The organism is Flavobacterium sp. TMP13 (genome assembly GCF_050847115.1).
Lineage (GTDB): Bacteria > Bacteroidota > Bacteroidia > Flavobacteriales > Flavobacteriaceae > Flavobacterium.
In genome coordinates, this window is the sequence record NZ_CP193656.1 from 3,644,415 (window position 1) to 3,668,979 (window position 24,565).

The 24,565-nt window shown below is 33.5% G+C and carries 18 protein-coding genes and 1 pseudogene; 13 read left to right on the forward strand and 6 right to left on the reverse strand.

The annotated features are described in order from the left end of the window. Positions 1-77: 77 nt before the first annotated feature. Positions 78-3,659: a PAS domain-containing sensor histidine kinase gene (locus ACRASX_RS15750; RefSeq protein ID WP_432221925.1), complete on the reverse strand. Its 3,582-nt coding sequence runs from the start codon at positions 3,657-3,659 to the stop codon at positions 78-80. Between the two features lie 21 nt (positions 3,660-3,680). Continuing rightward, positions 3,681-4,115 carry a response regulator gene (locus ACRASX_RS15755; RefSeq protein WP_432221926.1) on the reverse strand — a complete coding sequence of 145 codons (435 nt, stop codon included), beginning with the start codon at positions 4,113-4,115 and terminating at the stop codon, positions 3,681-3,683. A 363-nt stretch (positions 4,116-4,478) separates the two neighbouring features. Between ACRASX_RS15755 and ACRASX_RS15760 the strand changes: the two genes are divergently transcribed. Beyond that, the gene (locus ACRASX_RS15760; protein WP_432221927.1) at positions 4,479-5,024 is read left to right on the forward strand and encodes a peptidoglycan-binding protein LysM; all 546 of its coding nucleotides are present in this window, start codon (positions 4,479-4,481) and stop codon (positions 5,022-5,024) included. A gap of 80 nt (positions 5,025-5,104) precedes the next feature. Here the strand turns inward: ACRASX_RS15760 and ACRASX_RS15765 are convergent, their stop codons facing one another. Continuing rightward, entirely contained in the window at positions 5,105-5,755 is a 651-nt protein-coding gene (locus tag ACRASX_RS15765) for a ferritin-like domain-containing protein (RefSeq protein WP_432221928.1), read from the reverse strand. Positions 5,756-6,010: 255 nt separating this feature from the next. Here ACRASX_RS15765 and ACRASX_RS15770 point away from each other — a divergent pair, with 255 nt between their 5' ends. Both ACRASX_RS15770 and ACRASX_RS15775 read left to right on the forward strand, forming a co-directional pair. Continuing rightward, on the forward strand, positions 6,011-6,178 hold the full coding sequence (locus ACRASX_RS15770) for a hypothetical protein (RefSeq protein WP_432221929.1): 168 nt from the start codon (positions 6,011-6,013) through the stop codon (positions 6,176-6,178). A 43-nt stretch (positions 6,179-6,221) separates the two neighbouring features. Next, the gene (locus tag ACRASX_RS15775; RefSeq protein ID WP_432221930.1) at positions 6,222-6,668 is read left to right on the forward strand and encodes a hypothetical protein; all 447 of its coding nucleotides are present in this window, start codon (positions 6,222-6,224) and stop codon (positions 6,666-6,668) included. 29 nt (positions 6,669-6,697) lie between these two features. Here ACRASX_RS15775 and ACRASX_RS15780 read toward each other — a convergent pair whose 3' ends face one another. Further along, positions 6,698-7,423, reverse strand: coding sequence for a DUF72 domain-containing protein (locus tag ACRASX_RS15780; protein ID WP_432221931.1), 726 nt, complete (start codon positions 7,421-7,423; stop codon positions 6,698-6,700). A 20-nt stretch (positions 7,424-7,443) separates the two neighbouring features. Next, positions 7,444-7,683, reverse strand: a pseudogene (locus tag ACRASX_RS15785) (IS30 family transposase); the annotation flags it as partial. Positions 7,684-7,883: 200 nt separating this feature from the next. Between ACRASX_RS15785 and ACRASX_RS15790 the strand changes: the two are divergent. Continuing rightward, complete coding sequence (locus tag ACRASX_RS15790) at positions 7,884-8,657, forward strand: Ku protein (protein WP_432221932.1); 774 nt, start codon at positions 7,884-7,886, stop codon at positions 8,655-8,657. On the opposite strand, the gene ligD is transcribed toward ACRASX_RS15790, so the two are convergent. Beyond that, entirely contained in the window at positions 8,654-11,170 is a 2,517-nt protein-coding gene (gene ligD, locus ACRASX_RS15795; protein WP_432221933.1) for a DNA ligase D, read from the reverse strand. The genes ACRASX_RS15790 and ligD overlap by 4 nt on opposite strands. 341 nt (positions 11,171-11,511) lie before the next feature. On the opposite strand from ligD, the gene dinB reads away from it, so the two are divergent. From dinB to ACRASX_RS15840, 9 genes are all read left to right on the forward strand, one after another. Continuing rightward, on the forward strand, positions 11,512-12,693 hold the full coding sequence (gene dinB / locus ACRASX_RS15800; protein WP_432221934.1) for a DNA polymerase IV: 1,182 nt from the start codon (positions 11,512-11,514) through the stop codon (positions 12,691-12,693). Positions 12,694-12,696: 3 nt separating this feature from the next. After that, the gene (locus ACRASX_RS15805; protein WP_432221935.1) at positions 12,697-15,747 is read left to right on the forward strand and encodes a DNA polymerase III subunit alpha; all 3,051 of its coding nucleotides are present in this window, start codon (positions 12,697-12,699) and stop codon (positions 15,745-15,747) included. Between the two features lie 962 nt (positions 15,748-16,709). Next, positions 16,710-18,851, forward strand: coding sequence for a catalase (locus tag ACRASX_RS15810; RefSeq protein WP_432221936.1), 2,142 nt, complete (start codon positions 16,710-16,712; stop codon positions 18,849-18,851). A gap of 14 nt (positions 18,852-18,865) precedes the next feature. Further along, entirely contained in the window at positions 18,866-19,438 is a 573-nt protein-coding gene (locus tag ACRASX_RS15815; protein WP_432221937.1) for a ferritin-like domain-containing protein, read from the forward strand. A gap of 435 nt (positions 19,439-19,873) precedes the next feature. Then, positions 19,874-21,013: a glycosyltransferase gene (locus ACRASX_RS15820; protein ID WP_432221938.1), complete on the forward strand. Its 1,140-nt coding sequence runs from the start codon at positions 19,874-19,876 to the stop codon at positions 21,011-21,013. Then, complete coding sequence (gene glf, locus ACRASX_RS15825) at positions 21,010-22,143, forward strand: UDP-galactopyranose mutase (RefSeq protein ID WP_432221939.1); 1,134 nt, start codon at positions 21,010-21,012, stop codon at positions 22,141-22,143. Before ACRASX_RS15820 ends, glf begins: the two co-directional genes overlap by 4 nt. Continuing rightward, positions 22,144-23,289: a hypothetical protein gene (locus ACRASX_RS15830; protein WP_432221940.1), complete on the forward strand. Its 1,146-nt coding sequence runs from the start codon at positions 22,144-22,146 to the stop codon at positions 23,287-23,289. Positions 23,290-23,423: 134 nt separating this feature from the next. After that, a complete protein-coding gene (locus tag ACRASX_RS15835) occupies positions 23,424-23,762 on the forward strand; it encodes an SDR family NAD(P)-dependent oxidoreductase (protein ID WP_432221941.1) in 339 nt (112 codons plus the stop codon). Between the two features lie 160 nt (positions 23,763-23,922). Beyond that, positions 23,923-24,045, forward strand: coding sequence for a hypothetical protein (locus ACRASX_RS15840; RefSeq protein ID WP_432221942.1), 123 nt, complete (start codon positions 23,923-23,925; stop codon positions 24,043-24,045). The last annotated feature ends 520 nt before the right edge of the window (positions 24,046-24,565 follow it).

The window sequence follows — 24,565 nt, forward strand, 5'->3', positions numbered from 1 at the left end:
TTATCTATTTTTAAAAAAAATACTCGGCATTATAATGTCGAGTATTTTTTTTGATTATAAATTAAAATTCTTAAATATTAATGGGAAGTAGGGATAAAGATTTTGAAAGTAGCACCTTCATTTAAAATTCCATGTGCAGTTATTATTCCGCGATGATTTTCAACTATCCTTTTCACAATCGCTAAACCAATACCGGTCCCCTGAAACTTTTCCTTTCCATGCAAGCGCTGAAATACTTGAAATATTTTCTCACTGTATTCCTCTTCAAATCCAATTCCATTATCGCTAAATTTTATATAGCAATATTCTACATCTTGCTTTAAATTTAAATTGTTTAACTCTGATCCAAAAGCTACTAAGCTGTCAATAGTAATTTTTGCATCGCAATCAGGTTTACTGAACTTCAGTGAATTGGTAATTAAATTAAATACTACTTGTCTAAATTGAACTGGAATAACATCAATTTGGCAGTCATTTATAATGTTTATAGTAGTGCTTCTTCCTTCAAAATCGTACTCTAAATCTTCTTTTACCTCTTCCACTATAGTAGAAATATTTGCCTTCTCATATATTCGTTCTTGAATGCTAGTTCTAGAATAAGCAAGTAAATCCTGTATAAGTGTTTGCATGCGATCAGCAGCACTTTGCATTCTTATAAACTTATTTTTACCTCCCTCAGATATATTGTCATACTCTCTTTCTCTAAGTTGAGTCGCGAATGTTTGAATTTTCCGCAAAGGCTCTTGCAAATCATGACTAGATATATAAGCAAAGGACTGTAATTCCTTATTCATCTTTTCTAAATCATCATTCTTCTGAAAAAGCTCCTTTGTGCGTTCCATAACCTCTCGTTCTAGCTCAGTCGTAAACATTTTTTGATCTTGAATGTCTGTACTAGTACCTACCCACATTGTTATTTTTCCTTCTTTATCGCGTTGCGGGATAGCTCTAGTTAATTGCCAACGATATGTTCCATCACTTTTTCGAAAGCGATGCTCAATTATAAAGTCTTTCTCAGTTGCTATTGCATCCATCCATCTCCTAGTGTTCTCTTCTCTCTCGTCGTCATGGACAATTGAAAGCCAACCTTTTTCAACAATTTCCTCCTTAGTATATCCTGAGAAATCAAAAACAGCTTGATTAAAATAATTCAATTTTCCTCTCTCATCAGCAGTCCACACAAATTGAGGCATTGAGTCCGCTAAGAGTCTGAATTTTTGCTCATTTTCCTCTAATAACTTCTTTGCTGTAACATTAGCCGTTACATCTGTAGCAACAACCATAACTCCTGTTACTGTATTGCCATCTAGTAAAGGATGGTATACAAAGTTAAAATAGCAGTTTTCCTTTTTACCAAATCGTGTTAAAGTCACTGGGAATTCGTAACCATGAAACGCTTCACCGGTTCTATAAATTTCATTAAAAATGGGATTAATTGTTTCCTCTGCATCAGGTAAAGCTTCGAATATTGGTCTTGATAATAAGTCGCTTGTGGATTTGTCTACTAATTCTAAATAAGGGGCATTAACCATGCTAACAATATTTTCTGGGCCTCGCACAATTATCATAGCAACTGGAGCTTGATGCACCGCATCACGAAAGCGCTTTTCACTTTCTTGTATTTTTTCTTTAACTTCATTTAATTCAGTGACTTCGGCCGCTGTATTCATTACACCATAAATCGCACCACTTGAATCTTTTAGTGGAGTAAAACTATAATTGAAATAATGATCCTTTAAAAATCCATTTTTTAAAATAGCTACGGGCTGGTTTTTAGCATTAAATGCTATTCCAGTTTTATAAACATTTTCTATTTGCTCAAAAACATTCTGCTTTTCTAATTCTGGTAAAAGATTTCTATATAATTTCCCAATAACATCACTTCCCTTTCCCCATGCATCAATCATGGATTGATTTGCAAGGGTAATACGCATCTCACTCCCAGTATAAACCGCAATGGGAAATGGTGCACTTTCCACTAAACTACGAATGCTTTGCTCACTTTTTTCAATTTCTTTTCGAGCAATCACTTGGGCAGTTACATCATAGCCTAGAACCATAATTTTATTACTGTTGCTTTGATCATCGTAAATAGGTTCATACGAGAAGTTCATATAAACAGTTTCTAATGTACCATATCGCATAATTTTTAATGGCAACTCTGTGGTGGATAAATGTTTTCCTGATGCTCTTACATTGTTTAAAATATCTTTAACTCCTTGTAAAGACAATTCTGATATGGACTCAAAAACAGATATATTATTAACTTCCTGTAGGGTTTTACCCCATAAGTTTAATGCACTTTCATTTGCTATTTCAACAACATACTCAGGGCCACGCAAAATTGCAATAGCCATAGGCGCTTGTAGTATAATTGATTTTAAATTGTTCTCACTTTGCTCTAATTGTTTACGAGCAGTATTTTGCGCCGTGATGTCCTCTACTGTTCCATTAAATCGGAATGGCATATGATTATCATCAAATAGCACTTTCCCTTTTGCATGCAATGTAATTTCATTTTTAGAAATAGGATTTACAATATTGTATGCGAGATCATAAAAACCTCCTGAAGAAAAATGCAAAGCTTTTGCAATAGCACTTAAAACATATTCTTGATGCTCTTCTACAATAACCTTTGTGGCATCACATAAGTCTACTTCCTGGTCAGCACTTAAACCAAACCATTCTTTTAAACGGGTATTAGCTGAAAATTTATTAGTTATTGGATTATAATCAAATGTTCCTAAAGCTGCAGCTTCAATTACAAATTCTAATTCTTTTTTACTGTCATCGAGCGCCTGCTCTGTAGCTTTTTGCGAAGTTATATTTGTGTTAGTACCAAACCAAGTTGTAATTTCTCCCTCTTCATTTTTTACAGGAAGAGCTCTAGTTAAAAATTCCTGATAATTTCCATCCGCACCTTTAATGGGATAACTCATCTCCAATGGTATCCCTTTTTCTAAAGATAAGTTCCATTCTTTAAATATATTTACTAATTCATCTTCACGATAAACGGACTTCCATCCCCAACCTTTCATTTCTTCAAAGGTGGTTCCCGTATAATCATACCATTGTTTGTTATACCAATATAGATCCCCTTTTGCGTCTGCCATCCATGCAAGATTTGGAATATTATCAGCAATAGCTTTAAATCGCTTCTCGCTTTTATTTAGTTCCTCATCTGCGAGGTTCTTAGCGGTAGTCTCAAAAATGGTAATTAAAATTCCTCCTATGGATCGATCCTGCAAAAATATGGGACTGTATGCTAAATCAAAATAACAGTTTTGAATGGAGCCCTCTCTTAATAATGGGAACATGAAGTTTGAAAACCCTACAGATTCTCCTCGTTCCACAGCTTTAAAAATAGGTTCAGTAATATGCCAAACCTCTGAAAAGGTTTCAGAGGTACTTTTCCCCAAAGCATCTATCTCCTTTTGATGTCCTAAAATGGGCACATAAGCATCATTAAAAATTTGTCGGTATTCCTTTCCCCATGCGATATACATTGGAAAAGGATTATTGAGTATGATAGAAACGGCAGATTGCAGATTTTGAGGCCAAGTCTCTGGACTTCCTAGCGGAGTTTGTGTCCAGTCTTTGTTGCGAATTTGAAGTCCCATGTCGCCTCCACCTTCTAGAAAATAATATGGATTGTCCAAATTGATAGGATTAAAAATGTATTAGCACTGAATGATAAATTTACTTCTTTCTGGTTGATTAATTTTATCTAGAGTTAATAATACTGTTACCTGATAAATTGCCTTTTTTAATATGCTAAAGTCACCTGGCTTTCTAATATAATAATGGGCTCCAATTTCATATAGTTTATTTACCATATCAATATCCAAAGAAGTAGAGAAAATTACAACTGGTAACAATTTTAAAGATTCAGTAGATTTGATCTCTAGTAGACATTCATAACCTGATTTACGTGGCATATTTAAATCAAGGAAAAGAACATCAGGTAATTGATCTCTATTATTTGTCAAGAACTCCATTAATTCAACTCCGTCACTAACGGTTGATAAAGTCGTAGTTGAAAATAAATCTTCGACAGCATCTTGAAAAAAAAGACGATCATCCATATCATCGTCTGCAAGTAATAATTTTTCCATAGTTAAGAATATCAAGTAAATTTATAAACAGAAATTTTAGGGTAATAAAAAAATTTATAAAAATCACTCCAAAAGTAAGAAAAAATTAAGCATCAAAACGCACATTTATCTGCGGTTAAATACGCCATCACTATGCAAATAAAGCTGTGCCATTTAAAGTCCATAAATATTTAAAAAACTTGCTTAAAAAGGTGAAGTCAAATCGAGAAATAAATTAATGTTTATTTATAAGAAAACATCATGTAGTAATTAAACTACATGCATTTCCATGTTTCACTACAAAGCGATTTTTAAAACTAACGTAGATTTGCAGTGTTCAAAAGGAACAAAAAACAAGACACAAAAAATCAAACATATAGTATCATGAAAAAACAAATCGTTATCGCTGCACTTGCTCTTGGAGCATTCATCTTTGGAACTTCAAACGCACAAGCTCAAGCAATTTCAAATACGGCAAGCACTACAGTTAATTTAATATTATCTGACGTTATTTCAATTGATGCAGGCTCTGTAGCTAGTAATGGAATTGTAGATTTTAATTATGTGACAGCAGCTGACTATAATGCAGCAAAGAATGTAACAGTAGCAAATAGCTTAATTGTAACTTCATCTAAAAATTTCGATGTTAAAGTAAAAGCTGGAGGTGCTGATTTTTCAAACGGTACAAATAAAATTCCTGTAAATGTATTGCAAATACAAGCTGTAACTGGAGGGAGTATGTTAGGAACTTTAAATACTATTGCTTTAAGTACTGCTGATCAAAAATTAGTAAGTAATGCGACTTTAGGAGCTAAAAGATCATTAAGTATAGACTATTCTATCTCAGCTGTTAAAGCACAGACTGTTCTTCTTGGTAAGCCAGCAGGTACATATTTTCAGACTGTAACATATACTGCGACTGCGCTATAAATCAAAGAAAAAATTCTTTATTAAGAAGGCCCTCAACCATTATGGTTGAGGGCCTTCTTAATTTTAATAGCAGTTATAATTTACTCTTCTTCACCTTCCTCAGCCGCGTCAAAATTAATTGTATTGTATGCTGCTTCTGTTAGCGTAACATCAGCTTCTTTTTCTTCAGCAAGTGTAACACTTAATAATTCAGCTGCTTCGTCTTCTCCTAATGTTTTAGCGAATGCTACTAAAGTACCATATGTTGCAATTTCATAGTGCTCAATTTTTTGAGATGCAGCTATTATACCTGCATCACGTACAGCACCTATTTCTGTTTCCTCCATTATGCTTGCTCCCTCTTTAATCAAACCGTCCATAGCATCACACTTTTTTGCAACTGCTTTTTCTCCAATTATTTTAAACACTTGTTCTAAACGGTCTACTTGAGTATTTGTTACATCTAAGTGATCTTCAATTGCTGCAATTAGATTTTCATTAGTTGCATTTTTCTGCATTTTTGGTAAAGCTTTAGTCAACGCTTTTTCTGCCCAGTAAATATCCTTTAAAGAATCAACAAATAGTTCGCGTAATCCATCTGCGGCAGATGATTTTGCTTTTACTTTTCCCGCAGTTGATTTAGTTTCACTAGTTGATTTTTTATCAGCTGTGCTTTTTGTTGCACTACTTTTAGTATCTGTACTTTTTTTTGGTGCTACTTTTTCTTTGTTGTCTTTATCAGTAGTTTTCATAATATATATATTTTTGATTATTTGAATTACAAATTTATATATGATAAGAATTATATGAGTTATACAATTTTTAAAAATGTTTTCAATATTCTTATTTTTCAATGAAAATGAGATAAAGAATTTTATAAAATTAAAAAGTCATTATATAACATAAATTTACACATGTGATTTTATTTTTACACCTAATTTGTAAATCATTTCATATAAACAAGTCTACATTTTTTTAAAAAATTAGTGGATTTAAATAGTAGGATTATGTTTAAAAAAGGACAGAAAGTAAAGTTGAAGTTAACGCATCAAATTATGGAAGTAATTGGTTTTGAACCCGAGTTTATAGAAAACATCTTAACAGAGTGGGAGGATGATGAAGGCACTATTATTAAAGGAAAATTTATGGATGCCGAATTAGAACCTGTTGAATAAAACAGCATTACCTTTACTTTTTCTTTACAAATAATACTATAAAATGGAAATCCTCCAAATCATCATAATTACATTATTAGCAACAACTGCGATGACTTTATTTAGTTATTTCGTTTCTTGGACTTTTGATAAAAATTATAAAGAACCTGTGTTGTTAGAATTTTTAATGGTTGCATTTAAATTTGAGATCCCAAAACAGTTCAAGGTTATAATAAGTTGGATATTGCATTATTGTATTGGTTTGTTATTTGTTGTGTTATTTTATTTACCAATTTGGTTGCAACTTAAAATATATAACGTAAATATAATTTCAGGTTTACTTTTTGGATGTATAATTGGTTTTATAGGTATAATGGCTTGGCAATTTATGTTTGCAATTTCACCAAAGCGACCTCCAACAAATAGAAAAGGTTTCTTGTTACAACTATTTTTTGCGCACATTATTTTTGGATTAACTGCTGTACTGGCAGATGGGATTATTAGCCTATAAATTTTAATAAAACATTCATTTTTTACCTTTTAAAAGAGTAATTTTTTTAATTCTATTGCATTTAAAATTCCACCAGAACTGGCAGTATTATTAAAATAGACATATACTGATTTTAACTTTTTAATACTTATAATAGTTTCCTTTATTTGATTCAATTCAGATAAAGAATAACTGGAATAAAACATTTTTTCATTCCCGTGCAATCGAATATAAACAATAGGAGAATCTTTGAAAATTATTTCAGGTAATTGGGGATGGCTCACACTACACAAGCTGATATTGTTTTTTGTCAATGCTTCACTGACTTCTGGAATCCACCAACTTATATGTCGAAATTCAACAACATTAGAATAGTTAGTATCAAATTGTGCGATAATTAAATTTAAATTTTCAGCACTGTAATGATAACTTGGAGGGAATTGAAACAATATTGGACCTAACTTTTCTTTCAGACCTACATCGCAAACCTTATAAAAGTCTTTTAGCAACTCTTCACAGTTAATTAGTTTTTTTTGATGGGTAATTTCTTTTGGAACTTTTACCGAATAAATAAAATCAACTGGAGCTTTTACATACCAATTATTCATTACTCTTACAGTTGGAAATTTATAAAAAGTGGAATTAATTTCGAATGTTTTAATATAGTTACAATAATATTCGAACCATTTTGCACTAGGGATATCTTCTGGATAAAATACTTTTTTCCAAGTCCAATTGTAAAAACTAGAACATCCAATGTGAATATTATATTCCATACAAAAAATTTATCTTTTATTTAAAAGTGGTGAATTCCATTAATAAATGCGAACTCCTGATTATTATTTAATTTTTGTAAATATACTTGATTTGGTGAATTAAATGGATGTCTTGTTCGAGGTCTATTGTGTAACCTATTCATTACTTTTTTAACTTGTTCATCTGTTATCAAACTGAAGTGTGAGCCTTTTGGAAAATACTGTCTAATGAGCCCATTAAAATTATCATTTGCATCTCTCTCCCTGCTACAGTAGGGGTGAAATTACATTTTTTAACCACTTTTTTTTTAATTGAATCATCAATTAAAGAAATCAGCTGTCCGAAAAAAGATATACAAGAAAAATAATTACTTTTACGAATCGTATTATGTATGTCTAAATACAGATTTACCATTCATTTAAAGAAGCTAACTTTTTAGTTTCTTTTTTTTCGGACAACAATGATTTTAAATATAATACTATGAGAGCAATTTGGACAGGAGCAATCAGTTTTGGACTTATAAACATTCCAATCAAAATATATTCAGCTATCGAGACCAGTACTTTGGATTTAGACATGCTGGATAAAAAAGACCATGCAAATATTAAATTTAAACGAGTTAACGAGATTACAGGTAAAGAAGTAGATTATGCCAATATTGTAAAAGGGTATAAAATTGAGGATAAATACATCATACTTGAAGATGAAGATTTTGAAGCAGCTGATGCCATCAAAAGCAAAACGATTGATATTTTAAGTTTTGCTGATGAAAAAGATATTGATAGTCTTTACTATGAACAACCTTACTATTTAGAACCAGATAAAAGTGCTTCAAAAGCCTATGCGCTTTTGAGAGATGCGATGGAAAAATCTGGAAAAGTGGGTGTCACGAGTTTCGTTATGCGAAGCAAAGAAGCACTCGCCATTTTAAAACCGTATAAGAATGTAATTGTACTTAACAAAATCAGATTTCAACAAGAAATTAGAGATACGAAAGATTTGAAATTGCCTGCAGTTACCAAAAAAACAACTGCTAAAGAGTTGGATATGGCAAACAAGTTAGTAGAACAATTAACTGAAAAATTTGATATTTCAGCCTACAAAGATGAGTACTCGGAAAAATTATTGGAAATCATAAAAGCTAAAGGCAAAGGAACAAAAGCTAAAACTCCTGAGTTAAAAGTAGTCCATAAGCAAAGTGATGATTTAATGGCCATGTTGAAAGCTAGTTTGGAAAATAAAAAATCTTCCTAAGAGCTATATTTTTCTATAATTTTAATCATATCTATTCCTGCTCCTAAAACTGGCTTCCATAAATCTCCCTTTTTTTCAAACCGACTCAAAACATTTTTGATGGTAAAGTCAGCAGGTCTTAATTTGGAATGTACTTCACTCCAATCCAATGGAGTTGAAACAGTAGCGCCAATATGGGGACGAACGGAATAGGGAGCTGCTATTGTTTGCCCTCTTCTGTTCTGCAAATAATCGATATAAATTTTATGGTTTCGCTTTTTTATACTGCGTTCCAAAGTGGTTGTATCAGGTAATTTTGTCTGTACTTCTCTAGCTATTATTTGAGCAAATAACTTAACAGATTCATAGTGGTACTTTCCTCCTAAAGGAACATATACATGCATTCCCGAAGCTCCCGAAGTCTTGCAATAACTTTCTACTTCCAAATTATCTAAAACTTTTCGGACTGTTAATGCTGTTTCTATAACTTCCTCAAAATTATCACTATCAGGATCGATATCAATTACCATCCAATCTGGATTATCTAAATTTTGTACAGTAGAATTCCAAGGGTTAAAATCAATACAGCCTAGATTAACCATATAAATTAAAGTTTCTTTATCATTACAAATTAAATAATCAATACCCTTTTCATTAGATTCGGATGTTAAATTTTTTGTTTTTAACCAACTTGGAACTTTATCAGTATCAAAATCTTTTTGATAAAAACTAGAACTTTTTATTCCGTTGGGATAACGGTTTAATGATTCTGGTCGGTCTTTTAAGTAGGGCAAAATAAAGTCAGCAACTTCACTATAATAATGTATAATTTCCCCTTTAGTAATCCCACTTTCAGGAAAGTATATTTTATTTAAGTTGGTTAACAGCAGTGTGCCTTTACCTATCTCCACCGTTAAATGGGCATCACTTTTTTTATTGATTTTATTAGTAGCTTCTTCTTTCGGTGAATCGTCTGTATTTGTATTCTCACTATTTTCTCTAACAATATTCTTTAATTTTTTGTCTAAGCGAATACCCTCAAAAACAGGATGACGAAGGCGCATGTCTGTAGTCCATTGAGAAAATTTTACACTGCAAATAAAATGAGGTTTTACCCATTGAATTTCATCTTTTATTTTAATTTTATCTTCTAATGGCGATTCAGAAATAAAATATTTTTCAAATTTATGATATAGATCTTTTAGACTTTCTTCCGTAAATCCACTTCCACATTTTCCAATATATTCTAATTTACCATTTTTATATTGTGCTAACAGTACAGCTCCAAAATAGCTTCGTGCATTTTTAGATTTGGTGATGCCAATAATAATAGCTTCTTCTTGCAAGTGGTTTTTTATTTTAAGCCAATCTGCAGAACGCTTTCCTATTTGGTAAATACTATCAGATTTCTTTGCCATAATACCTTCTTCCTCTAATTTTTTACTCTTTTCAAAAAGTGCTATTCCTTTTTCACTAATATGCTCAGAATAAAAGGTTCGAGATAATTTCGATTGTTTAAGCAACATTTGAAGCAATTCTTTTCGCTCTAATAATTTTAAATTGGTCACTTGATTTTGATCCAAGTTTATGATGTCAAAAACATAGAATTTAAGTTCTCCCTTTCCTGTCTTAATGTAATTTTGAAGCATTTGAAAATTAGATTTGCCTTTTTCATCTTCAACAACTACTTCACCATCTAAGATTACATCATGTCCAATTCCTTTTAAATCATCTGTAATGGTTTGAAAATCCTTTGTAAATAGCTGCTGGTTTCGGCTGTAAAGTGCTACTTCCTTATTTTTAATGACCGCTACTGTCCTGTAGCCGTCATATTTTGTTTCATAAATCCAATCTGCATTGTCAAACGGTTTCGCTGCTAAAGTGGCTAACATGGGACTCTGAAATGCGATTTCTTTTAGCTCTTCACTATTTGAAGATTCAATTACTTCTTTGGTAATGGTTTTATTTTTTAGATTTTCTAATGTTAAGCCTGATACTACAGAACTATCCTTTTCCAAAATATCATCGGTAGAAGCAAAAGAATCTTCTTTTTTGATAAATAGCCAGGCATTCTCTTGTTTGCCCTTTAGTTGAACCAAAGAGAAATTTCCTTTTAACTTTTCTCCATGTAAAGTGAAACTAAGATGTCCTTTTTTAAAACCATTAAAAAGTACTTTTTCATCTTCCTCAAATTTTTTATTTTCGGTGGATGTATAGGTGCCAATGTCCCATACAATCACATTGCCAGCTCCGTAGTTTCCTTTCGGTATTGATCCTTCAAAATCTTTATAATTATAGGGATGATCTTCTACTAAAACTGCTAAACGTTTTACATCTGGATCTAAAGTAGGACCTTTTGGAATAGCCCAACTTTTTAAAACACCTTCCATTTCTAAACGAAAGTCATAATGCAAATGCGATGCCGCATGTTTTTGTACGACAAAAATCAAATTCTTTTTAGAACTTTTTACTTTCCCCTTGGGTTCATCAGTTTGATCGAAATCTCGCTTTTCATTATATTTTTCTAAAGCCATAAACGAAGTAAAATTAATGATTGGTTAAAGTAATTGAAATGTTCGCATTTTGTAGTATTTCAAATTTACAACCTAAAACTAAAATTAACCTTATACAATTTCAATTTATTATTATGGCATTATTTATAGGCACTGAAATATTAGTAGCTACTATTACAGAAAGATATTCTGTACCAAATAAGATGTACGAATGTTATTCCACTTTTAAATTTTAACCAAAATAAAATTATTTTTTTAGTTCGTCAACCCTTGTTTTATTTGAATTGTTATAAAATGTAACAAAAATAATATTGTAAAATGTTTTAATCTGTATTAATTTTGTCTACCCAAGATTAATTCAGATGAAGCGTTCAATTGTACATATGGATCTAGATACCTTCTTTGTGTCTTGTGAACGATTGAATAACTCTCAACTCGAAGGGATTCCTTTAATCATTGGCGGTGGAGATCGTGGCGTGGTATCTTCTTGTTCTTATGAAGCTAGACGTTTTGGAGTTCGTTCCGCTATGCCAACGGCTATGGCTTTGAAATTATGTCCCCAAGCAAAAGTGATTAAGGGCGATATGGAACGCTATTCGCAATTATCCCATTTGGTAACCGAAGTGATTCAAGAAAAAGCACCCATTGTGGAGAAAGCAAGTATTGATGAATTTTACTTGGATATTACAGGAATGGATCGGTTCTATGGCTGTTACCAATGGACGAATGAACTCGCGCAACGTGTGGTAAAAGAAACTGGATTACCCATCAGTTTTGCTTTATCCATTAATAAAACAGTTTCTAAAATTGGTACGGGAGAAGGAAAACCCAAAGGACATTTGGACATTCCTGAAGACCAAGTACGTACTTTTTTAAACCCATTATCGATACAAAAAATACCCATGGTGGGCGATGTTACTTTTCAATTACTATCTCGTATTGGAATTAGAACCATTCAAACCTTATCGGAAATGCCTGCGGAAGTCTTGCAACGAATGATAGGAAAAAACGGAGTTGAAATTTGGAAAAAAGCGAATGGAATCGACAATAATCCTGTAGAACCGTACACGGAACGCAAAGCAATTTCAAGCGAACACACTTTTGTTCAAGACACCATTGATATTGTACAACTCAAATCGATTCTCTCTGGAATGGTTGAAAAATTAGCCTTCCAATTGCGCTCTGAAGAATGGTTAACGTCTACGGTTGTAGTTAAAATACGCTATGCTAATTTTGATACGGAAACCAAACAATGTAAAATTGCCTACACATCAGCGGATCATTTACTTACGAAAAAAGTGTTAGGCTTATTTGATTCACTTTACCAAAGAAGAATGCGTTTGCGATTGGTGGGAATTCGATTTAGCGGCTTGGTTCGGGGTACGTATCAAATTGATCTTTTTGAAGATACCCAAGAAATGCTTTCGCTTTATGCAGCTATGGATAAAATGAAAAGTCGTTACGGCTTTGATGCTGTTATGCGTTGTGCTGGTGCTTCAATGAAACCCAATACAAAGGATTCTATTTTAAAACGTAAATCCTAAACTATGTATCTCAACTGCCATTCTTTCCATTCGTTACGTTACGGAACTATTCCGTTGGATGACTTAATTGATAAAGCGGTGCGATGTAATTTGAGTGTTATGGCTCTAACTGACATTAATACTGTAACTGGAATTTATGATTTTATTACCGCTTGTAAAAATGTCAATATTAAACCAATAGTAGGAATTGAGTTTCGTAATCTAAATGAATTTAGATACATTGGTTTGGCAAAAAATGCGAGTGGATTAGCTGAAATGAACCGATTTTTAACGCATCATAATTTTAAGGAAATTGCTTTACCAGATGTAGCTCCTGAATTTGAAGCCGTTATAATTATTTATGATTTTACAAATGCACCAGCCGAATTAAAAGCAAATGAATATATCGGAATTCGTCCTGAAGAAATAGGCAAACTTTTTGGGTATAAAGGTGATTTTGAAAAATTAATGATTCTGCAACCCGTTACTTTTCGAACCAAAAAAGAATACCAACTGCATAAAATTTTAAGAGCCATTGATAACAATATTTTGTTATCAAAATTAGAAGCTTCGGATATTGCAACTGCTACGGAAGTCATGGTTTCAGAGGAACGTTTGTTGGCTGCTTACAAAGAATATCCTCAATTGATAGCAACTACCCAATTGATTATTGAATCTTGTGATTTTCAATTTGATTTTGATACTCCTAAAAATAAAAAATTCTACACCACTTCCCAAGAAAGCGATATTGCCTTGTTGACTACTTTAGCCCATCAGGGGATGCAATGGCGTTATGGCAAAAATCATGTAGCGGCTTTGGCTCGGGTACAAAAAGAGTTAAAGGTTATCGATGAACTGCGTTTTAGCGGTTACTTTTTAATTACTTGGGATATTATTCGGTACAGCAATAGCCGTGGTTTTTTGCATATTGGGAGAGGAAGCGGAGCGAATTCTATTATTGCCTATTGTTTAGGCATTACCGATATATGTCCCATAGAATTAGACTTGTATTTTGAACGTTTTCTGAATGAAAACCGGAAAAGTCCGCCTGATTTTGATATAGATTGGAGTTGGCAGGAACGTGATGTAATATTAGAATATATTTTTAATAGATATGGTTATGAAAATGTAGCTTTTTGCGGAACTAACGTAGAGTTTAAATACCGTTCCATTTTTAGAGAAGTGGGTAAAGTTTTTGGTTTACCAAAAGAAGAATTGGATCATTTAGCTAAAAACCCAATGCGCATGCAACAAAGCAATAGCGTGGTAAAAGAGGTGCAGGAATATGGTATGTTATTAGAAAAATATCCCAATCAAAGAAGTATGCATTCCTGTGGTATTTTGATTTCGGAAGAACCTATAACCAATTTTACGCCATTAGAAATGCCCCCAAAAGGTTTTCCGATTGTGCTTTTTGATATGCACGTGGCAGAATCAATTGGTTTTGAAAAATTTGATATTTTAAGCCAAAGAGGTATTGGTCATATAGACGATACCGTGAAATTGGTTGCCAAAAATAGAGGGATTCAGATTAACATTCGTGATACTAAAATTTCTAAAAATGAAGTGAAAGCTAATTCCTTTTTATCGCAAGGTAAAACGATAGGCTGCTTCTATATTGAAAGTCCAGCCATGCGTGGATTATTGCGACGATTAAAATGTGATAATTATAAAATACTGGTTGCCGCTTCTTCTATTATTCGCCCTGGAGTAGCCAAGTCGGGAATGATGAAAGAATACATTTTCAGACATAATAATCCCACTCAATTTGAATATTTTCATAAAGTCTTTGAAGATCAATTGGGGGAAACTTATGGTATTATGGTTTATCAGGAAGACGTAATAAAAATTGCTTTGCATTACGGTGGACTTCCTGCTGCTGATGGCGATATTTTAAGAAGAGCCATGAGTGGCAAAGGGCGTTCATTGGCTGCACTTCAAAAAGTGAAAGATCATTTTTTTGATAGCTGTGCCAAACAAGGACATCCCGAAGCATTAAGCCAAGAAATTTACAGGCAAATTGAATCGTTTGCTGGCTACTCTTTTTGCAAAGCGCATTCAGCTTCGTATGCGGTGGAAAGTTATCAAAGTTTGTATTTAAAAGTCTATTATCCAATTGAATTTATGGTGGCGGTCATCAATAATCAGGGTGGTTTTTACAGAACCGAAGTCTATGTACATGAGGCACGAATGGCAGGTGCAATCATTCATAATCCATGTGTAAATAAAAGTGAATTTACCACTACTTTGTACGGTGATGCAGTCTATTTAGGTTTTATGCATTTGCAAGGTTTAGCTGAAAAATTAGCCCAATCCATTATTAAAGAACGAGAATCAAAAGGTGATTATCTTTCATTGGAAGATTTTTGTAACCGAGTAAAAATTGGTTTAGAAAGTTTGAAGCTTCTAATTTTTATTGGTGCTTTTCGAGAAACTGGTAAAACTAAAAATCAGTTATTGATTTTAGCGAGTTTGTTATTCAATTCCTCCGCAACCGAAAATCAAATGTTGCTGTTGCAGGAATCGGTTAAGGAATATCAATTACCCACTTTGGAACGTTCTCGTTTTGAAGATGCTTTTGATGAAATTGATTTATTAGATTTTCCTACTTCCTATACTGTTTTTGATTTGTTGCAAACCCCTTTTCGTGGAGATGTAATGGCTAAAGATTTAAACCAACATTATAAAAAGCAAGTCCGAATGTTGGCTTATTTGATTTCCAGAAAGCAAGTACCCACTGTAAGAGGAACTATGTATTTTGGGACTTGGATTGATTATGAAGGCAATTATTTTGATACAACTCATTTTCCTGACAATTTACTGCAATTCCCCTTTCAAGGTGGTGGCTGTTATTTACTTTTAGGAACTGTAGAAGTGGATTATCATTTCCCTACTGTTACTATTTTAAAAATGGCAAAAATGCCTTTTGTTCCTGATCCGAGATATTCCGATGCGAAAGATCATCAGTTTATCACGCAACAAAATATTAAGGAAGATGTGAGCAAAACTAGTAGAGAACCTTATCCGAGAGCGCATGAGATAAATTTGCCGAGGAATAGGATGGTGCAGAGATAAACTTTACATGAAAAACAGAAATTACATACGCCCAGAATGTAATGAACCCTACCAAACAAATTTATTTGCATAATATTGTTTTTAACAATACGCATAAAAAAGCCCTACACTATCGTTTAGAGCTTTTTTATGTAAGAATTAATCATGTATTTGAAATAAAAAAACAATATAAACCTATGATGCGACCCTTTGTTAAGACAACTTTTCCAAAAACTTAAGATAGTTTTTTTAGTTTTATTTTCCATTTTCCTGGCTAAAATCGGAGATAACGTTTGGCTCCTTAAAAGACCAAAAAAGTTATTCTGATTTTATGCCACTTGTTTTTTTATAAATAATAACCCGTTGGGTGCAATTATTTTTAAAACATAGACGCATAGTTTAAAAAACCAATAAAGACGTTTCCCTTAAAATAACTCACAACAGACTATATGAGAAGATTATACTTTTCTTAAAACACCTTAAATTATTAATCATGGTTGTCCGATAAAACTTTTTCAAAAGCAGCAAAACTACTGTTTATACTGAGTTTTTTGGTTTTATTTAGCAATTAGCTTGTTTTAAATAACATCTATTAGAAGCCGGTATTTGAAAAACAAAAAAAAATATTTTTGATTATGGAATTCTCAATGAACTAAATCGTTTGTAAATGAATGATTTACATATTGGAGGAATTTTTAAATTTCAAAAAGTTTTATCGGACAACCATGATTATTAATATAAAAATCTATGTTTCTATGTGTTTGATAGCTTTTTTTTGAATTACAGCCATGGGGTTAAATAATACTATTTTCTTAGCAGAGCAATCATGTTAATACTGAAAATTCTATAAATAATTTTCGAAATTTTATAAACAATTTTAGCACCATCTTTCTAAATTTGATAGGCTTTTTAACCCTGCAGTATCAGTACTATTACGAGAACTGCGCAGTTAAAGATTTTTGTAACCAATTAAACTAAGATAAATGGAAAATTTGCAGGATGATAAACATCGCGATCTGTCAAAGAATAAATCTGACGGAACTAATAAATTTTTAACAACAGACCAAGGAGTTAAAATAAATGACGATAATAACTCTCTAAAAGCGGGAGAAAGAGGTCCTTCGTTATTAGAGGATTTTATTTTAAGAGAAAAAATAACACATTTTGATCATGAAAGAATTCCTGAAAGAATTGTGCATGCAAGAGGATCGGGAGCACATGGTTTTTTTGAAGTTACAAATCCTATTCCAGAATTAACCAAAGCGGGTTTTCTTCAAGAAAAAGGCCAAAAAACACCTGTTTTTACTCGTTTTTCAACAGTTGCTGGAGGACAAGGCTCAACCGATTTAGCTAGAGATGCGAGAGGTTTTGCAGTGAAGTTTTATACGCAAGAAGGAATATATGATTTAGTTGGAATCAACATTCCAGTATTTTTTATTCAAGATGCATCTAAATTTCCAGATCTTGTTCACGCACTCAAACCAGAACCCAATACAGAAATTCCACAAGCCTCTTCGGCTCACGATACATTTTGGGATTTTATTTCCTTAATGCCCGAATCCATGCACATGATCATGTGGATTATGTCTGATCGTGCAATTCCGAGAAGCTACCGAATGATGGAAGGTTTTGGTGTTCACACCTTCAGATTAATCAATGAGGCAAACGAATCGTCGTTTGTGAAATTTCATTGGAAACCAAAATTAGGAACACATGCGGTGGTTTGGGACGAAGCACAAAAAATCTCTGGAAAAAATTCAGATTTTCACCGCCAAGATTTGTGGGACGCAATAGACATGGGAAATTTTCCAGAATGGGAATTAGGCGTGCAAGTTATTCCTGCAGCAGACGAAAATAAATACGAATTTGACCTTTTGGATCCGACTAAACTCGTACCAGAAGAATTGGTGCCTGTAACTATTGTTGGAAGAATGGTTTTGAATAAAAATCCAGATAACTTTTTCGCAGAGACTGAACAAATTGCATTTCATCCAGGTCATGTAGTACCAGGTATAGATTTTAGTAATGATCCGCTTTTACAAGGTCGTTTGTTCTCTTATACTGATACGCAATTGTCAAGATTAGGAAGTCCTAATTTTCACGAAATTCCAATTAATAGAAGCATTTCTCCAGTACACAACAACCAGCGTGATGGACACATGCGCCAAGAAATAAATACGGGTCGTGTTAATTATCATCCTAATTCACTTGCTGGTGGCTGTCCATTTCAAGCAAAAGTTAGCGAAGGCGGTTTTTCTAGTTTTGAAGAGCGCATTGATTCGCACAAAACAAGAGGAAGAAGTGAAAGTTTTAATGATCATTTTGGGCAAGCAAAATTATTTTTCAACAGTCAAACTGACGCAGAAAAAAGCCATATTGTAAGAGCACTGCGCTTTGAACTTGGTAAAGTAGAAACCACCGCAATTCGCGTTCGAATGTTAGGCCTTTTATCCCAAGTAGACCAAAAATTAGCGGAACAAGTGGCCAAAGGATTAGGTGCGACCGTTCCTCCAGTTCTTGAAAGACCATTAAATCATGGTGTTTCTCCTGAGAATGAAATGGGAGATCAAGAATCTCAAACACGTGAGCAGTCCGTTGCTGCGTCTGATGCATTAACTATGGTAAAAAATCCAACCAATTCAGCAACTATCGCTTCTCGAAAAGTGGCCATAATTTGCAATGAAGGCGTTTCGGAAGCTTGTGTTAATAATATGAAAAATGCATTATTAAAGGCAGATGCGAAAGGATTTATTATCGCACCTCATTTAGGCAGTTTATTGACGCAAGAAAATGGCGCAATTCCAGTTGACTTTAGTTTCTTAACCGCTTCATCAGTATTGTTTGATGCAGTTTATGTTCCTGATGGAGAAGAGTTAAATGCTCTTGCTGAAAACGATGATGTAAGTGAATTTTTAAATGATGCTTACAAACATTGTAAAGTTATAGGCGCAGACGGTCAAGCGTCGAAAGTAATTAATGCAGCTCCTTTTGCATCAAAAATAAATAATGATGATGATGGCCTTATTTTAACAAATGAAAAAGGTTCAGCTGATTTTGCACAAGAATTTATAGCCGCGATGGGCAAACACCGTTTTTGGGAACGTGAGGTAAATTTATACAACTAAAAAAATAAAATTTTATGAAAAATCCAGAAGAAATAAAACAAGAAAAAAGTGCTAGTCCCAGTAAAAACAATGATTTAATGGTACAACCAGCTACCGATGCTGCGTTAGACTTAAGAGCATTTTTTGTTGATTGTCTAAAAGATATCTATTGGGCAGAAAATGCGTTGGTTGGTGCTTTACCAAAAATGGCCGCGAATGCAACAGCCCCAAGTCTTGGTTCTGCAATCGAAGCGCACTTGGCAATGACCAAAAATCAGGTTGTTCGCCTAGAAAGTGTATTTGAACTGCTTGGCGAAAAAGCAGAAGGAAAAAAATGTGAAGCTTTGGCCGGACTATTAAAAGAAGGTGATAGCATCCTTGAAGAAACGATGCCCGGAGCAGTTCGTGATGCTGGAATTATTGCCGCATCGCAAAAGATCGAACATTACGAAATTGCTACTTATGGAACCTTAGTCGCATTTGCAAAAACTTTGGGAGAAAATGATGCCGCAAAATTGTTAGCACAAACATTGGCTGAAGAAAAAGAATCTGATTGTATTTTGAATGAGGTTGCGCTCAATGCTGTTAATATTATTGCTGCAGAATAGCTCCAAGTTGACCTGCTTTATTGCAAATCTCCATTTAAATTTTAGTTAAAAAAAATCTGCATCAATTGCAGATTTTTTTTTGCCTGCACAGAGAAGATTGCTGTAAATTCTACTGTTATTTTTTTAATGTCTTTAATATTTTTTGGTGTGCATGAACCGCAGAAACACTATGTGACGAATAGATGAATTTTCGTGCTAATTGAACGATTTATTTTAAATTGATTATCAACCTGATAAATTTTAAATTTGAGATAATAAGCTGCAAAATGCTGCTAAATATAGCGTTAAACTTTAAATTTTAATTTTTTAATAATTATGTAAATTTAGCAGATAATTATGTAATCCTTAAATTGTTAAGTGATGCTAAATTTGTACTGGTCAAAATCATAAATCCGACCGCAAAGAATAGATTGAATCAGTTAAAATTTAGATGTCATGCTAAAAGATCCCATTAAAAACAGTGTTAAAAAAGTAGTATTTGGAGATGAAAATGATAATTCAACTCAGTACGATATGATTATTTTCTGTCATTTAAGGTGGCAATTCGTTTACCAACGGCCACAACATATTATAAGCAGACTTTCAAAAACAATGAAAGTTTTAATGATTGAGGAGCCTATAGGTTACAGTTTAGAAGAAGAAAACACTGCAAACTTGATGGTTATAAGTGAAACACTTCATGTTCTGCAACCGAAAGTAAAAAATATAGAAGCAATTGAAAATATAATACCTCAATATGTAAAAAATCACAATGTTGCTGTAGGATGGTTTTACTCCGCTTCGTTCAGTCCATTACTCTGTTCGTTTAACTTCGAGACTGTTATTTATGACTGTATGGATGAACTATCTTTGTTTAAAGGCGCTCCGCAGGAATTAATTAATCAAGAAAAGAACTTAATGTCGGTTGCTGATATTGTTTTTACTGGCGGGAAATCACTTTATGAATCTAAAAATGAATTTCACTCAAATGTATATTGTTTTCCGAGCTCCGTTGATGAACCTCATTTCGCTCAAGCTTTAAACGGAATTGAAATTCCCGCAGACGTAGCACACATCGAAACTCCGATGGTGGGTTATTTTGGGGTAATTGACGAACGAATTGACCTATCATTATTACATGAAGCCGCAAAATTGCTACCTAATATTTCATTTGTTATGATTGGGCCATTGGCTAAAATATCGGAAGAGGAGCTACCGAAAGAAAATAACATCCATTATCTGGGTATGCGCTCTTACAATGAACTACCTGCTTATTTAAAAGCATTTGATGTTGCGATGATGCCATTTGCTTTAAATGAAGCTACCAAATATATAAGTCCAACTAAAACCTTGGAATATATGGCCGCGGGCAAACCAATTATCTCAACAAAAATAACCGATGTAGTTAGAGATTATAGCAGTTGTGTTAGTCTTATAGATACACCAGAGGATTTTGCACAATCCATTACATTATTACTAGATAAACTAGACCAACAGTTGCCGCTGCAAAGGGAGTACCAGGAAATACTTAAAAATACATCATGGGACGCTACTGTTAGCAGAATGCAGTCTATTCTTGAAACTTACGCAATATGAAACAAATTGACATTTTAATTATCGGCGCCGGAATATCAGGAGCCGTTCTTGCAGAGCGATATGCCGCTATAGGTAAAAAGGTTTTAATACTAGAAAAACGAAATCATATTGCAGGCAATTGTTATGATTATATTGATGAAAATGGAATATTAGTTTCTAAATACGGTGCCCATTTATTTCATACAAATGAAGAATCAGTGTGGGATTATGTAAATAAATTTTCAGAGTGGTACCCATGGGAACATAAGGTAATTGCAAAAGTAGACGATAAAATGGTTCCAATACCCGTTAACATTACTACGGTAAATGAATTGTTTGGAACGCAAATAAGCTCTGAGCAAGAAATGCAGAAATGGCTCGAAGATAACCGTACACCTTTGGACAATCCCGCAAATGGCGAGGAGGCCGTGCTGAATCGCGTTGGGCCAGTTCTTTATGAAAAAATGTTTAAACATTACACAAAAAAACAGTGGGACAAGTATCCAGCGGAACTTGACGCCTCAGTACTAGATCGCATTCCAGTGCGTCATAACTATGATGATCGTTATTTTTCTGATGTGCATCAAGCATTACCAAAAGGTGGCTATACACAACTATTTGAAAATATTTTAAGCAATCCTAATATAGAAATAAAACTAGAGACTGACTATTTTGACGTCGAAGAACAGTACAGCGGTTACGAAAAATTATTTTACACTGGGCCAGTAGATCGTTTTTTTGATTTTAAACATAGTCTTACAGAAAAACTGGAGTATCGTTCGATCAATTTTGTGAGTGAGACCGTCGATGCGGAATTCTTTCAGGAGAATTCGGTGGTAAATTACCCCGGAACTGAAGTTGATTTCACGAGGATAATTGAATACAAGCATTTCGGCAATCAAAAGTCTAGCAAAACGACGGTCGTTAGAGAGTTTACGGTCGACGAAGGAGAACCTTATTATCCAGTTCCAAACCCTAGAAATCAGGAGATTTATGCCAAGTACAAATTAGAGACGGAGAAACTAGTTGATATTCACTTTGTGGGACGATTAGCCAATTATAAATATTTCAACATGGATCAAGCCTTTAAAAATGCGTTGGATCTTTTTTACACGTTGGAAGGGCAAGAAAAATCTCAAACGGTAGATTAAATGAATATATTCAATACTTTTTTGATGGGCGGCTATGAATGTGCGGACCACATTAACCGTTCGGGAGAGCGAATAAATCTTCTGAAGGTGACGCAACATGATATTCGCGTGGACGAGGATTATTATGCCCTCTCGTCCACAGGTATAAAAACTGTGCGTGAGGGTATTTGTTGGAGTGCTGTAGAAACCGCTCCCGGTCTTTTTGATTTCTCCGAAGTCTACAATCGTATGCAGGCGGCAGAGAAATATGGAATACAGCAAATTTGGGATCTTATTCACTTTGGTTATCCAGATGGCATATACCCCACTCATCCTCTATTTTGTGATAGATTTACGGCTTTGTGTGCAGCATTTGCAACATTTCATCAGCAAAAATCAACACAAAAATTGTACGTAGTACCTATCAATGAAATTAGCTTTTTGTCATGGCATTCTGGCGAGGTGAGAGGAACGGTGCCCTTTGCTGTAAACAGTGGTTGGGACATTAAATATCACTTATGTAAAGCAGCTATTTTGGGAATCCAAAAGTTAAAACAAGTTGCTCCTACTTGCGTAATCGTTTTAGTTGAACCTTTAGTTAAGATACACCCTAGTGGAACTGAGGATTTAGTTCATTTGTTTAATTTAAATGAACATCAATTTCAAGCTATGGACATCATAGCAGGCCGAATGTGCCCAGAACTTGGGGGATCTGAGGAATATCTGAATATATTAGGATTTAACTATTATTGGAATTGTCAGTGGATAGCAGACGGTGATTCATTAGATTGGCCCGATCCACAGCAGAAAAGAACACCTGTTGCAGACTTATTACAAACTGCTTATGAGCGGTATAAAAAGCCTATTTTTCTTTCGGAAACTGGGCACTTCGGATCTGGCCGCGTGGAGTGGATTGAAGAAATAATACAAGAATGTATTACGGCAAGAAAAAATGGAGTAGATATTAATGGCATTTGTATTTACCCTATAACCGACCGACCCGATTGGGATAATTTGAACAGTTACAGTAACTGCGGTATATGGGACTTGGATGAAAATTCTAACCGTATCCCACATTATGAATATATAAATGCCGTTCAGAATGTACATGTCAAGTTTAAGAAGGAACATAAAGTCTTAGATTTTGTTATGAACCTTTTTAAATAATGATTTTGAAAAACATACTTAAAAGTAACAAAAACAAAAACCCGCAACACTTTCAGCGCGTTTGACCTGATTCGTGCGGGTCATGTTAAATTGCTAAAAGAAGCTTAAATGCATGTCATGACTCAACTGTGGGATTGCAACGGTCAATAACTGCTGATTTCACAAATAAAGATGACATTGAAAATCTACTTCAAAAATTGACAGATATAGATATACTGATAAACAATGTTGGAATCTTTGAAATGGAAGAATTTCAAAATATCGAAGACAAAGATTGGTACAAATATTTCGAAATAAATGTAATGAGTTTTGTTCGACTGTCTCGAAAATTATTGCCCAGAATGCAAGATGAAATTTGGGGACGCATTATTTTTATTAGTAGCAAATCTGGTGTAAATGTACCTGAAAATATGATTCATTACGGAATGACAAAAGCAGCTATTTCTGCAAGGCAAATGGATTATCTAAACTGACTAAAGGGACAGAAATTACAGTCAATACAATCAATACAATTTTGTGCGGACCAACATATTCCGATGGAATTGCAACAGTAGTTGAACAAATTGCAGGTGCGCAAAATATTGACCTTCAAGAAATGAAAAATGCAATTATTCAGCAATCTAATCCACATTAATGCAACGACTATTTAATCCAAATGAAATTGCAAATTTAGTATCGTACTTATCAAGTCCTTTATCTATTGCTACAAACGGAGTTTCTTTAAGAGCAGATTCAGGGGCTTTAAAAATAATTTAATTACTAACGCTAACCGCAATTTTGTAACATTACGAAATTTTTGACAAATTCAAGTGTATCTTTGCCACTACATTTTTCTTGGCAGAAAATATTGATTTAGAAAGTTCGCTACGTCGCAAAGCCGAGCGACGGTGGGAAATAGCTTACCGCACAGTGAAGAATCTAATACAATTTCACGTCTAGCTTATCGCCAAAAATAACTTGAAATTGCTTTATAAATATAATTTTTTAATATTTTATTGACACAATTTTAAACTCCCTTTGCGCTGTATGTAGTCCAATATTGCACTATCACCAACCTTTTTATCTATAAGATCTTTCTGTACTTTTATTTTTCGCAATGACAATAATAGCATTCATTAATATTTTAATAATTAAAACAACAAATTTTGGCAGTTTAAAAAAACCAGAGTTTAAGCAGATTGAAGAAGAAAATAAATTATTAAAATTAAAGATTGAACAAATAAAGATGAAAAAAATATTGAACAAATAATTGCAATATTAATACCATAAAATAATG